This window comes from Mesorhizobium sp. ORS 3428, assembly GCF_001854785.1.
In the GTDB taxonomy this organism is placed as follows: domain Bacteria; phylum Pseudomonadota; class Alphaproteobacteria; order Rhizobiales; family Rhizobiaceae; genus Mesorhizobium.
In genome coordinates this window covers 1-13,297 of the sequence record NZ_MDFL01000187.1, presented here as the reverse complement: position 1 = coordinate 13,297, position 13,297 = coordinate 1, and the positions used below count along the sequence as shown (strand labels likewise).

The following is a 13,297-nucleotide window of genomic DNA, read 5'->3' as shown; positions in this document are numbered from 1 at the left end:
GGGGAGCAAGAGAAAGACGTTGATGAATGTGTGGACAGAGAAGCCTATAAATCGAAGTTGGCGAGCACGAAGCGCCACCACGCTGCAGCGAACGATGGTCATGAATACAATCATTAGGATTGTCGACCATGGCACGGTGCCCATCAGTACGAACTTCGCGAGGCCTGTTAGCACCGATACGGCGAGTAGTAGCGGTCCGAGATTCTGTCCGACCACGTCCAATGTTAGAAAGCGGTTGAGCCCCGGTAGCAGATTCAGTGCAAGCCAGGTGTCCCGGAAAGTGCTGCGCGCCCACCGGAGTTGTTGGCGCAGATAAGGCCCTAGGCTTTCTGGAACGACTGTTGCCGCGATGGCGTCCGGGACGTACTCAGTGCGTAGGCCTGCTTTCAGCATTAGGATCGTAAGATGGCGATCTTCGCCGAAGTCACTTGGCTTTCCCCGAAATGTCTGGGTCTCATACTGATCCAGTAGCAAAAGGAGTGCGGATCGACGGTACATGGCACACGGGCCGCAGCAGCACATTACGGCGCCGAAGCGAGCCTGCGCTGCGCGTTCCTCGTTGCAAGCCAGCCAGTACTCCATGTCGATCAATCGGGTCAGCCAGGACTCGCCCCGGTTGCTGGSCGTCAACTGACCCATGGCTGCGCCGATCCCCGGATCTTGCATCTTTAGCGCAAGCTTTGTGACAACATCGGACGCTAGCATCGTGTCCGAGTCGACATTGAGCACCAAGTCTCCAGATGATCGGCGTATCGCGGCGATTTGTGCCTTGCGCTTTCCGGCATTTTTGGGGAGCAGAATGAAGTTGAAGTTCGGGTGGCGCGCGAAGCTCTCGTGAACGGGCATAACGTCGTCCCGGTTCCCAGAACCGTCATCGACAACATAGGCTCGCAGTCTTCCGGCGTAGTCCTGGTTTGCAATCGACGTGAGACACTCGAAGAGTGTGCGCGGGTCCTCGTTGTAGCAAGGAATGATGACGTCCACACTCGGCCAAAGATGGGGACTGGTAAGGTTGTCCGAGACTGATGAAACGCTTGCCGGCCGTGCATAAGCGGCTTGCATGCTCTTATATGTGGTCGAGAGCAGCGCATAACACGAGATGGTGCCAGTGCTGACTGTGCCAAGAAGGTCCATGAGATCTTTGGTTCGTTTAGTGTTGTTGGGGAAGCGAGCGCATTACAAAGCCGCGGTCGTGCAACGCTGGAATTATTCGCGAGAGGGCCAGGATGGTTTGGCTTCRCAAGCCGGCGTCACTGCCCGGCTTCATCTCGTTAGGAGGGCACCCGTCGTGCAAGAGCACGATTGCGCCAGGCCGGACGGAGGCCAGCACTGCATCGACGATTGCATCGACACCGGGACTCAACCAGTCTCGCGGATCTGCCGACCAGTGGACAGCCGACAGCCCAATGCTGGCCGCAGAGGCGATCACTTGTTCGGTCCAGATGCCATAAGGAGCGCGCATGTACCRCACCGCGGCTCGAGGGCAGGCCGCTTTGATGGCCCTGTTCGCCTCGAAGATCTCGCGCTGCACTAAGCCRGGTTCGCACTCGGACAGAACAGGGTGGGTCATCGTATGGTTAGCTACCTGGTGCCCTTCCGTGATCATTCGTTGGATCAGTGCCGGCTGGTCTGCCGCGTAGGCGCCAATGACGAAGAAAGTCGCCGACACACTGTGTTGCGCCAGCACGTCGAGCACCTTCGGTGTRCAAAACGGATGAGGGCCGTCGTCAAACGTCAAATAGACGCTAGGTTGGCCGGCACCGTTAGCGCACTCGCTGTACACTTCGGACAAGCAGTTGAGGTGRCTCAAAGCTCTGCTCCGTTCCGATCAATCATCTCGCCGGCGGRCCAATCGGAGATCGGACGTCCAACTGGCAAGACAACGACGAGCGCGTCGTCTATGCGCGTTGGCGGTTTGTCGAGAAGCGCGTCCCGAAGGGTAGAGCGCACGCGAATGCCCGACTTGACGACCAGCAGACCGCCTCGCCCCAATCTTGCAACGTGTTTATGCAACGCTGRCCGAACCGTGCCGAAGCCGAATGGAACCCCGAGTTCCTGCAACACGGGACGCACGACACGCAATGAACTGCTGATACCGAGCCCCTCGAGATCCCGACGAATCCCGTACAATCCGAGTTCCGCTACGAGCAGATCAGCGCCATCGATTTTGATGAATCGGCGCAACAAGCCCATGTGTGCTGCAATACCGCTCGAGTCATACGCAATCGCACGGAACTCAGGTCTAGCTCCGGCCCAACTTCGGCTGCCTTCGAACGGCTTGGCATTAAAGGCGCCGGTCGGTCCGTAGGTCCTTCGAAAGAATTCGGCGAGTTCGATATGGTCGGAAAGTTGCAACTCGTTTTCCCAGCACAGCCTCCACCGCACCTGAGAGCGCATACAAAGACTCCTTTTCCGATACTTCCCGAGGGCACGCATCACGCGTTCGGCGTCGCGTGATCTGGTGCGAGTTCAGACGCTGCCGTCGGCGATCGCGATACGAAGCAATTGAACTGGCAGAACCTCGTACGACGAAGTTGYAGCGCTGATGGACTCTCTCAAAACTTGACGTCCTTCATGAGCGATACCCTTCATTTCGGGCTCCTAATGCAGCACCGCCGTCGATTGGTAAAATCGATTGTTTGAATGCCAATTATTCATTCCGTGGATATTATGATGCGTTTCACGGGTCCTGACGATGGCTGCGCTTATGATCGGCTGGCCAAAGTTGGTGYTGTGCGCCGGCGCCGTGAGGTTCCCCGCAGCCAACAGGACTGCGCGCGAAGAGCAGATTTGATCGAGACCGCGTTGAACCGGCGGTGGAAAATGACACGCTCATTCCCGCCACCGAGGGCATGGCCACGATGCTGAGGGGCAACGTGCTTTGTGCTCGCGAATCCATGCCTCGCCCGCAGAAAATGCGACAGGCGGCTTCGAGTGCCGGGGCCGCAGGAGCGCCCATTGTGGTCCCATGAGGAAGGCGGAACACGAGTTCCGGCTCTCCCGTGACACGCCGTCACCTGGGTTTTGCCAGGGTGGCCGAGCACCGAGCGGTTAATGCGCGGAAGCTAGACTAAGACTTCTCAACCGGTGCGCGACTCTGCTGTGAAAGGCACCGCGTCTACCCGCTATCGCGCAAGCCCAGGAGCGCGCGAGAATGGTGAGCCGCCGATGCTTAGGTTAGCGCCGGAATACGTCTCGGGGAACTGCCGACCGCCGTGCGAGGCGGTTTACTGATCGTAGCGTGCGGCATCAATCCACAGCGCGGATGGCATTTATCCAATCAATCAATTTTACTGATTTCTTCGAATCCTGCATTCACGTGATCCGACATCAACTCAAATTGGGAGCGACATACAAACCGGGGCCGGGAAAAAACGGATCTGAAAAAGTTCCTACCCAATCCAGATCAAAAGCTGGCATGCACCATATGGCTTTGCCGTTTCACTAAGTTCGGCGCTGTCGACCCCCTCGCGACCGAAGTAACGGAGGCAGGCTTGGACCAAGCTGGCGCTCAACTCGACGTCGGGGCAACCYTCAAAATGCGCGACCCGATTTGCCMCAAAATGCAGCTGTCGCTGTTACACCGGTTAAATGTTCAACGTCCGATTGRCCGGCCGGAGCGACAATCGACCGGAACGGACCAGAGCCAATGATACATTCCGACTGGTTATGGGACGTGCTCAGTGAGTGCGACGACTGCATCGGCCACCGCAGTATTTATTTGACTTTTGACGACGGTCCTCACCCRCATTACACACCGCAGATCCTGAATCTGCTCGCCGAACATCGGGTCCCGGCCACGTTCTTCGTGATTGGCACCTATGCCTTGCGCCATCCGGAGCTAATTCAAAGAATTGTCGCGGAAGGGCAYGAGGTAGGCAACCACACGATGACTCATCCGGACCTGTCTAGATGCGGGTTCGATGAAGTGCAGCGTGAAATATTTGACGCAAATGCGGCTATTATGATGACTTGCCCTCAAGCGTCAGTTCGGCACGTGCGCGCGCCATACGGGAACTGGACCGAAGAGGTCTTTGCCGCCTCCGCCATCGCTGAACTGGCAGCTATCAAATGGTCGGTTGATCCGCGCGACTGGTCTCGCCCCGGGGTGGACACGATCGTCGATGCGGTCCTGGAATCGGYGAAGCCCGGCGCAATCGTACGCTTACACGACGGGTTTCCTCCCGACGAATTGATCGACGTATCTGGTGCAGGTCTGCGCGATCAGACGGTCACCGCGGTATCCCGTCTAATCCCTGCTTTACTTGAGCGCGGATTCCAAATCCACTCGCTTCCTCACTTTGATTGGAACGTACCGCTGGCGGACCCCGCGCTTTGACCGCTGTTATCTACGCCAGGCGATTTGCGGCGAGTGTCCGCGCAGCGATGACTTTCGTCTTGGTCGGGGGTTCGCGCCRCCTACTGACGGTGCGCCCATTGCGTCGACCATGYGCCCCAATGGTCGCTGGCCTTGTCGAAACCAGGGCGCCTTCTGTGCGCGCGGGAGGCTTGCCGGGACGCGCATAAGGAAAGGGGGCGCAGGCGAGTGCCCGCGAGAACGGTCGCCAGATCCATGCGCTAGATTGGAATTGGAATGCGGTTTAAGGGTCTTGATCTGAACCTCCTTGTCGCGCTCGATGCTTTGATGAATGAGCGCAACCTCACAGCGGCGGCTCGCAGTATCCACCTTAGCCAACCAGCCATGAGCGCTGCTGTCGCCCGGCTGCGCGRCTATTTTGGCGATGAGCTTTTTATAATGAAAGGCCGTGAACTCGTTCCGACACCGCGAGCCGAGGCACTCGCCTCGCCGGTTCGCGAGGCGCTGCTGCATATACAGCTCTCGGTTATTTCCTGGGAGGATTTTGATCCGCGGAAATCCGATCGCTGTTTTAGGGTCATGCTTTCCGATTACATGACGATCATTTTCTTTCGGAGGGTCATTGACCGTGTTGCGCGAGAAGCCCCTTTCGTCAGCTTCGAACTTATGCCTCCCGTTGACGATCTGGAAGAACTTTTCCGGTGCGGTAAAGCCGATTTTCTGTTACTCCCTGAATTGTTCCTGTTAAACGGGCATCCAAAGGCGAAGCTTTTCGACGATACACTCGCCTGCCTGGGCTGTCGGACAAACAAGGAACTGTCGAAAAAGCTCACGTTCGAGAAATATATGTCAATGGGCCACGTAGTGGCCAGATTTGGACGTTCGCTGAAGCCATCCATTGACGAGTGGTTTTTGATTGAGCATGGCTTCAAGAGGCGGGCCGAGGTGGTCGTGCAGGGGTTCAGCATGATCCCTCTGATRCTACCGGGCACCAGTCGCATTGGGACCATGCCCTTGAGGCTGGTTGAGCATTTCGCAAAAACGCTACCGCTAAGCGTCGTCGAACTTCCGCTCCCATTGCCGGCATTCACTCTGTCGATGCAGTGGCCTGCGCTTCACAATGGCGATCCGGCAAGCATCTGGATGCGGAAGATTTTGTTGGAGGAGGCATCCCGCCTAGTGCCATAGTCGAAGGCTGCGGTATGATTTGCACAACTTGGCTGCTCAGCGTTTCGGCGGTGTGCTTTGCGGCGAGTGGCCGCCTGTCAGGTTCGCCACGAGCGCAACTGGACACTTGCCGGTTCCCTGCCTGGCGCGGGCCGCAGATCAATACGAGCCAGCCGGTTCGCTGGCGCAAGAGYTTTCCCGCCGAATGGAGGCAGCCCTGCTGCCGTTGGTGCCTGTGAGGCCAGCGACGGGCAGATCGGGGAACTGCCGTCGGCACGCCTGCCGGCGCGGCATGGCCGGAATCAAGATCGAGCTGGTTGGTCGCTGCGCATTCGGGTCGACCGCGATGTCGATAAGGCCACGTTGAGCCGGGTGCTGGACGCCCTGGGGCGCCGGTGCCGTTCCTGGTCATGACACGGCGTACGGGTGTGGTTTTGCGAGCGGCCACTCGGAAATGCGGCTTCCCCACTTGGTGCTGCAGGTTCAAGAATTGCTCAAGCGCGATCGACGGCAATTTGTTGYCGATTCGGCGATAGGAATCAGCGGTGGAATTGCGGACGGACTATCCGGCGAGCGAGCTTCGCCGACTTGCCCGCGTTTCGAAGATGYGCGGCACGGCAGTCGGCTCTTGTCGATYGCGGCGGTCCTGGACGCGATGAGCTAAGCCGATGCGGCGCGGATCGCCGGGATGGATCGGCAGACGCTGCGCGACTGGTGTATCGGTTCAATACTGCAGGGCCTTAAGGTGCGTCGCGCGCGATACTCACAGGCTCGGAGGATCGACGCCAGCATTGCCGGAGACTTTACGAATACCGCCCTTCGAGCAAGCATCGCTCACCTTCGACTAGCGACACTATTTCCGGCGTCCTGAAATTCCAGCACATCACATGTACAAGAAAATGCGATTTGTGAACGACGCTCTTCAAAATGCGTATTCCGATGATGCTGGACGGCTATTCCAACCTGGCTCCGGTCGCAAACAAATAGCTCGGAGTCCGCCTCTGGTCTATAGGCACGCCATCCACTTCTTGAATGGATTTTATCCAAATTATCGATTTCCCTACTAGCGCGAAATTTTGCATCAACAATGCTGGACGATGARTCGTTTCAGTCATCGAGAGATTCATGGTCGGCCGCCAGACGGGAGGTGAAAGGATTGAATGACTGACCAGCTTCCGACCGAAATCCTAGCGGAGATCTGCAAACACGCTGAACCGGATGCGAATCCCATCACTCTTGAGGCGAAGCTGACTGATTTGGGCATCCATTCGTTGGCAATGGCGGACATCCTGTTTGGTCTTGAGACGAAATAYGGGATCGARATCGAAACGGACACTGCTGACACCTGGAGCAATCTGCAGAATGTGGGCAGCGTGGTCGAAGCCGTCCGTGCGCTTAATGAGCAATGACGATGAACAAGCGCGTTGTTATCACCGGCATAGGCGGGATTTGTGGGCTCGGCAGCTGTGCTGCCGATATCTGGGCCGCCATGTGCGAAGGCCGTTCAGCAATCGGCGTGTTGAGCAGTCCCTCCCTGCACGACATCACCGCGCRCACGGGATGCGCGATCCGCAATCTTCCTCAGCATGAGATCGAGCGTAAGCAAATTCTTTCGATGGATCGGGTCAGYGTGCTTGCAGTGCTTGCCGCTCGCGAAGCAGTGCAGCAAGCAGGGCTRACCGCGTCTGACAAAAACCGCTATCGCCTGGGTGCGACGGTCGGTGTGGGCGTCTGCGGATGGGAGGCGATTGAGCAAGATTACCGAGCAATGCTGCTCGATGGCAGAAAGAGGACCGGGGCCTTCACCGCGCCCAAGGTCATGCCGGGCGCCGCTGCTGGACATGTCAGCATGGACCTTGGACTGCGCGGTCCCGTCTACGGCGTCACCTCGGCTTGTTCCTCCTCTAACCATGCCATTGCCTCCGCCGTCGACCAAATCAGGTCGGGCCGCGCTGATGTGATGGTGGCAGGTGGCGCCGATGCGCCATTGGTTTGGGGAGTAGTGAAATCGTGGGAGGCTATGCGAGTGCTATCGCCTGACACTTGCCGGCCTTTTTCCGCGAACAGGCAGGGCGCTGTTCTCGGCGAAGGCGCAGGCATGATAGTCTTAGAAAGTTACGACCATGCCCGCGCCAGAAGCGCTGAAATATTGGCGGAATTGGCCGGTGTGGGCCTTTCGGCCGATGCTTTCGACATCGCGGCACAGACCATTGAGGGGCCCGAGGCGGCGATCCGCGCTTGTCTAGCCGACGCGGGTCTGGTCCCGGAGGAGGTCGATTACCTGAATGCTCACGGCACCGGCACTAAGCCAAACGATCAGATYGAGACCGCAGCAATTAAACGAGCGTTCGGCGACCACGCCTACCGAATGTCGGTATCCTCGACAAAATCGATGCATGCCCACTGCCTCGGGGCCTCGGGTGCTCTGGAGCTGATCGCCTGCGTGATGGCAATTCGGCATGGCATCGTACCRCCTACCGCCAACTATGAGGAACCAGATCCAGATTGCGATCTAGACGTTACCCCCAACCTGGCGCGGGAGCGGAAAGTCAAGGTGACGCTTTCCAATAGTTTTGCGTTCGCGGGCACCAATGCGGTGTTGGCCATCAAGGCGGCGTGATTGTTTGGATCCATGATGATATTTGTTGCGGCCAATTGTGAAGTGGTTCGTYGTCGCTGCCCTGATCTCGGAGCAAACTACGAACTCGCGGCAGCGGTCAAGAAATAGCCCTGGAGAGCAGATYCGGTAAAAGTGCTTGGCGCTTCCTGGATGCGAATGGGCTTATCAGCTCAGGCAACTCGGTCGGGTGTCCGCATGGATGCCCGGCCGATTTCTTGCGCGGTATCGATAACGAGCGTAGCCATTTTGCCGCGGCTCTTCGTCGGCGCATCCCACAATCGCGGTTAGCGGCCCCTGTAACCATCAGCACAGCAACCGGAGGTGATCTCTCCACTCGCGTCATGAATTCGCCGCTCGTCGGGGTCCTGTAGAACGCCGGGTTGATCGTGGGTGGCGTCACTGTGGGTTCAATRCCAAATTTCTTCCTGTAAGCGCCGGCACGGGCTATTGCCCAACGGTTTGGACGAGAAGGCTATCGAACTCGCTCGCACTGGCATCGAGGCTGCCGCGTTCCCAGACGATCTCACCGAYATTGACGGCATTCCCGCGCTCATTCGCACGATCGAGCAGCGCATAGGCTCAATCGACGGTAGAGCTTTCCCGCTGAGAGGTGCCAGCCGTGCCGCGGTTGCTGCCTGTGAGGCCAGCGTCGGAGCAGATTGGGGAACGCCTGCCGGCACGGCATGGCATGAATCGAGACCGAGCTGGGTGGCCGCCATTGCATTCGGGTCGACTGGGGCCTTGAAGCGCTGTGYTCGTTTCCGGCCTACACGATGGGCAAGCCCGCGAGGAGCCACCCAGCTTCCAGCGTGTGATATGGCGCGCTACCCCAGGGCATCCAGCGAGTGAATGCATTCTATCCAATCAATCGATTTTACAAATTCGACCAGCGACACAAGTGTGCGATGAAATCAATCATGAGGAGCAATGCGGTGGCAAAGCCCATCGAAGCTAGGCCCGCAGCTAATACCGCGTCCGGCAGTAGCGGTGACGACTTAATCCTAGATTTCTCCAAAGTAATGCTCGGTTCGACKGCCGTGYTGGYAAGGACCCCATCTCGGCCGGCGGGAGCGCCGACCGAGCCTTCGGCGGCGCGGACAAAGACAAAGTCTTCGGCGGAGAGCGCTTGAACCTCGCAATCGCTCATTCGGCGAAGAATAGAATTCAGCTTTTGAGGAGGTGAGGTTGGCTGAGCGCCGCGCTCGGTGCAAGCTTGGGATCCTGCCCATCGCTTCCTCCTACATCTGGTTGGGTCACTCTGTCTGGTATGGCCACGACTAAGCGGTCACCCTCAGAAGTCCACGAGCTCGGAGGCGATCGTAGCCGTCCTTGTAATCGCATAACGCAATGGGCAATAACGATTGCTGCGTGGCTGTCTTAAAAGCCAACCGAATTCCCTTCGGCTCAGAGATAGGGGTGGCAAAACCGTCCAACAGCTCCCACGTTAGATCGGATGGACGGCTGCTATTGCCACTGATCTCGGATTGGTCCAGCAATAGGCGGCAAAGTGGGAGGCTTCCAGGCCGTGGGGGGCCGGGCCAATTTCACCGGGCAGCATTCGTTCAGATCAAGTTCAAATGAAGGCCTTTACATTTCGTAATTTGTCATCGCCGGACAGTTCGCGATAGGGCTCGGCTGCGGCTCGCGTCGCCATCCGATTCTTATAACTCTTCTCCTCCCGCCGGATGGATGGCTCGAGCCGCCCCTGCCCTCCGTGCACACGTCACTGAAGTTGGCGGAAGACTTTCCGAAGGAAGCTACTCAGCCCGGCGGCAGCTGTTGCGGCTGCGCGATTGCCGGAGACCACCAAGTTAGGTCGGCCCGCCATCTCGTTTTCAGTGCATATTCGCAGACCTATGAGACCGCGCCCTTGCGGGCGATGCGTCCACACATGTTGCACAGCCCACCGTGCCGGGAACCTCGGCCCGTGACAGGAGGGACCCATTCGCCCCAAGAATCGGGAGATTCGTTAAGCGCTCACTCGCCGGGAACCGCGGTTCCCGATTTCGCCTCACCTGATCGGCTGCTGTCCAGTTCACCCACGCCGCAGGGTTCGAGGCGTTTGCGCTTGGCCGAGGCGGCGACCGCAAAGTATTGCCTAGCGAGACTTCATTCAGCCGTCATGATGCGGATGCAAGCTAAGGGACGGCTGATCCCTCCGGTTGGCCCTTGCGTTCCCGTTTAACTCCTGGGCCCGGCTTACGACCGGGCTTTCTTTATGCAGGCCCAGTTTCGATCGGATCGAACCGATGGCATTCAGGTTCGCGCAGGCAGCGTGCGCGTCAAGCGCGATATCCAACAGGCCTTCGGTGGTGTGAATCGAGAGAATGTCAATCATTCCTTTGGAATCCTCGAGTGTCGAAGTGCGAAATTCGCTCGGCACGAAAGGCAATGCCTTCTTCGTCTGGCGCATCGCTCACCTTTGTCCATAGCGCCGACAATCGCGCAACCCGACACCATGATAAAGCGGACCCAGGTCCGATAAACTTCATGACCTTGTCGAGCCCGCGAGGGCGGCGATAATCCCGCGATTCCCGGGCCGTTGGTGGCAGAAGCCTCCGTGGCCCCTCAACCCGACCCCGTTACCCGCGGACTTCGTTGCGTCCATGCCGCGCCACCGTTAAAAAACGGAGAGCTTCGGCGACATTGCTTTAGGCCAGGAGTGCACCGCGATGGAAGAAACCGACGACAACACCAGCGCCGTCATCGAGCTGACCGCCGAGGTGGTCTCAGCCTATGTCTCGAACAATCCAGTCCCGGTCGGAGATCTCCCGGCCCTGATCGATCGAGTGCATGGAGCGTTGAAGAGCGCCGGCAGCGGCGCGGCGGAAAAGCCGGAAGCTCTCACGCCAGCTGTGCCCATCAGGAAGTCCGTCACGCCGGACTACATCATCAGCTTGGAGGACGGGAAGAAGTTCAAGTCGCTGAAGCGGCATCTTTCCGTTCACTATGGCCTCACGCCGGATGAATACCGCGCCAAATGGGGCCTGCCGGCTGACTATCTGATGGTGGCCCCGAATTACGCCGCCGCACGTTCTTCGCTTGCCAAGTCAATGGGACTTGGCCGCAAGACTACCTGACAAGCCAAAGCGGCGCTCGCCGAGAGAGACCCGCAAGCTTCCTGAGGGCATGCGGGCCTGCCAACACTGATGGCCTTGCCCTCTATGGTTAAATGCCTCCTTGAGGGGTGGAATGCTCCCGAGCGCGGTTAGGAACCAACCTATCATCAACACTTGGACAGCCTCGGAAAGACTTGGTAAATCGACGTTCTCGGGATTGTTTTCATGTTTTTGCTATGCAGCTTGACTATCAGACACTGATACATTGCGGTCCACCCGCCGCCTCTGACCCCCACCGCACGCCGCTGCGCGGCAGCTGGTACGAGATCGACCTAGACGCGATCAGGCACAATTATCGCCAGCTTCGCGCACACCTGCCCGCGGCAGTACGGATTTTCRCATGCCTGAAGCGCAACGGTTATGGCTGCGGCGCCGRACCAGTGGCTTCAGCTCTGGCTGCAGAGGGGGTAGACGGCTTCGGCGTCGCTGCGCTGCCGGATGCGGTCGCGATAAGGCATATGGGAGTCGAGCTTCCAATCCTGCTCTATCCAGGACCTCTACCGTCATCGGCCGAAATCATCGAACGGCTCGGGCTTACGGTCACGATCTCCAGCCTCGAGGAACTGGAACGCTGGCGGGCCGMGATGGACAGCACGCGGGTCTTTGTCAAGGTTGATCTTGGCTTTTACAGGTCGGGGGCAGCGCCGTCGGCTGTCGGGGCATTGCTCGCGGCCGCCCATGCTTATGACGATGTCGACGTCGAAGGGCTTTATGCGCATCTCAGCGAACTGCCTTCGAAGACGCCCTTCCACCTAAGCGAACAGCGCTCACGTTTGCAGCAGATTCTTCAATCGGCCAATGCTTCGGGGACACGACCTCCCATTGCGATGGTGGCGAGCACGGCGGGCGTGCTTCGATACCCTGAGATGGATTTCGAYGCCGTCGATCCCGGCGCCTTGTTCATTGGTGTCTCCGAGACGGATCCTTCCGCCCGGCCTGTCGCCCTGCGGCCGGCTCTTAAGGCCATTTCGAGCTCTCTGGTTTCAATCAAGCGGACCGACTCCTCGCTCGGGACAGCGCCGGACCTGCCTGGCTACCAGCAAGGAATGGTCGTCGGAGTGCTCRGTATCGGTTGGGGAGACGGGCTGCCACGCCAGCTCCCGCCCGGCGCTGAGGCACTGGTGAGAGGCCGGCGWGCGCCTCTGCTGCCGCCGGTTCATTTAGAACATCTCCGTATCGACCTCACGGATGTCCCCGATGCTTGTTTCGGCGATCAGGTGCTCTTGCTCGGGCAGCAGGGAGAGCAGACCATCACACAGTACGAGGTCGCCACCTGGTGGGGCACCGACATCGTCGGGCTTTATGCTCAGCTCCGGGACCACGTTCCACGCGTCTATGTCTGAGGTTCATAAGAGCACAACAATCGAGAGTGGGTGATTCCAGAGCAACGCATCCACTAAGTGGGCAGGCGACAGGCTTCTTCCTCCCCAAGGCCCTCCGAAATAAAGCGGACCCGTGCAAGTYCGGTAGCTTGCACGCAGGCTCTCAGCCCTGCGATCGTGGCAAGAAGAATCAAACATGGGCGGAAAGCTATCGGCTGATGACCGATCTCCTAGGTGGGCAGCCCTAAATCAAATTTGGAACTGAAATTCATTACATTTGAAGCTCGACCTCTTCGTGCGAGCTTTAGCGATGGCGCACAGCGGCTCCGTGATCAGCTGGATTCCAGAACACCTCGGTCGGTATATCGCTTTTTGACCAGCAGAGGCCGACATCAGCCCCGCAGTCGGTCTTGCAGTGCCTGCCGATCGATGATGAGGTTGTCGAGGTTGAGCCCGGCTGGCTGCCGCCTTTGCCCCAGTCGGCTGACYAGCGCCCTCGTGCCGTCAAGCACAAAGACCCCACAATCATAACCGTTCTGCTGCTGGGYGATACGGGCGGGCTCCAGGCGGGCTCCCAGCCGTCGTGCGAGCTGTGCCGCGGGCTGGGCGTTGAGCCGGCCGTAGGAGTCGTAATGATAGGCAACCGGCCTTTCCCGCTCGCGTCGATCAACCAGCAGCAGCGACCAGTGAGTACCGCGGCGTTCAGGATCGGTAGCGCTGGCATTGCTCACCGGCAGGAACAGGAAGTCGG

11 protein-coding genes are annotated in these 13,297 nt (G+C 58.7%); 6 read left to right on the top strand and 5 right to left on the bottom strand.

Features of this window, described 5'->3' with window-relative positions; genetic code table 11:
* The 3 genes from nodC to ORS3428_RS30765 form a co-directional block, all read right to left on the bottom strand.
* A partial coding sequence (gene nodC, locus ORS3428_RS30775) for a chitooligosaccharide synthase NodC (protein ID WP_071102033.1) occupies positions 1 to 1,134 on the bottom strand: 1,134 nt, incomplete at its 3' end.
* Positions 1,135 to 1,150: 16 nt separating this feature from the next.
* Positions 1,151 to 1,810 (bottom strand): chitooligosaccharide deacetylase NodB, encoded by a 660-nt coding sequence (gene nodB, locus ORS3428_RS30770; RefSeq protein ID WP_071102032.1) that lies wholly within the window; start codon positions 1,808 to 1,810, stop codon positions 1,151 to 1,153.
* Entirely contained in the window at positions 1,807 to 2,397 is a 591-nt protein-coding gene (locus ORS3428_RS30765) for a NodA family N-acyltransferase (RefSeq protein WP_071102031.1), read from the bottom strand. The genes nodB (ORS3428_RS30770) and ORS3428_RS30765 overlap by 4 nt, the downstream gene beginning before the upstream one ends.
* A gap of 1,252 nt (positions 2,398 to 3,649) precedes the next feature.
* On the opposite strand from ORS3428_RS30765, the gene nodB (ORS3428_RS30760) reads away from it, so the two are divergent.
* The 4 genes from nodB (ORS3428_RS30760) to ORS3428_RS30745 all read left to right on the top strand — a co-directional run bounded on the left by nodB (ORS3428_RS30760) (position 3,650) and on the right by ORS3428_RS30745 (position 8,105).
* Entirely contained in the window at positions 3,650 to 4,339 is a 690-nt protein-coding gene (gene nodB, locus ORS3428_RS30760; RefSeq protein WP_071102030.1) for a chitooligosaccharide deacetylase NodB, read from the top strand.
* A 255-nt stretch (positions 4,340 to 4,594) separates the two neighbouring features.
* Entirely contained in the window at positions 4,595 to 5,506 is a 912-nt protein-coding gene (locus ORS3428_RS30755) for a LysR family transcriptional regulator (protein ID WP_071102029.1), read from the top strand.
* Between the two features lie 1,139 nt (positions 5,507 to 6,645).
* Complete coding sequence (locus ORS3428_RS30750; RefSeq protein WP_041000590.1) at positions 6,646 to 6,894, top strand: acyl carrier protein; 249 nt, start codon at positions 6,646 to 6,648, stop codon at positions 6,892 to 6,894.
* Between the two features lie 2 nt (positions 6,895 to 6,896).
* Complete coding sequence (locus ORS3428_RS30745) at positions 6,897 to 8,105, top strand: beta-ketoacyl-[acyl-carrier-protein] synthase family protein (protein ID WP_071102028.1); 1,209 nt, start codon at positions 6,897 to 6,899, stop codon at positions 8,103 to 8,105.
* A gap of 2,113 nt (positions 8,106 to 10,218) precedes the next feature.
* Here the strand turns inward: ORS3428_RS30745 and ORS3428_RS33710 are convergent.
* Positions 10,219 to 10,518, bottom strand: a complete 300-nt coding sequence (locus ORS3428_RS33710) for a hypothetical protein (RefSeq protein ID WP_071102026.1) — start codon at positions 10,516 to 10,518, stop codon at positions 10,219 to 10,221.
* A gap of 259 nt (positions 10,519 to 10,777) precedes the next feature.
* Here ORS3428_RS33710 and ORS3428_RS30730 point away from each other — a divergent pair, with 259 nt between their 5' ends.
* Positions 10,778 to 11,185 carry a MucR family transcriptional regulator gene (locus ORS3428_RS30730; protein WP_071102025.1) on the top strand — a complete coding sequence of 136 codons (408 nt, stop codon included), beginning with the start codon at positions 10,778 to 10,780 and terminating at the stop codon, positions 11,183 to 11,185.
* Between the two features lie 215 nt (positions 11,186 to 11,400).
* The gene (gene alr, locus ORS3428_RS30725; RefSeq protein WP_083355368.1) at positions 11,401 to 12,567 is read left to right on the top strand and encodes an alanine racemase; all 1,167 of its coding nucleotides are present in this window, start codon (positions 11,401 to 11,403) and stop codon (positions 12,565 to 12,567) included.
* Between the two features lie 371 nt (positions 12,568 to 12,938).
* Here the strand turns inward: alr and ORS3428_RS30720 are convergent.
* On the bottom strand, positions 12,939 to 13,297 hold a 359-nt coding region (locus tag ORS3428_RS30720), incomplete at its 5' end, for a Ulp1 family isopeptidase (protein ID WP_244508158.1).

Coding starts and splice junctions, on each gene's coding strand:
- ORS3428_RS30730 (WP_071102025.1), top strand. CDS start 10,778: ATGGAAGAAACCGACGACAACACCAGCGCCGTCATCGAGCTGACCGCC.
- ORS3428_RS33710 (WP_071102026.1), bottom strand. CDS start 10,518: ATGCGCCAGACGAAGAAGGCATTGCCTTTCGTGCCGAGCGAATTTCGC.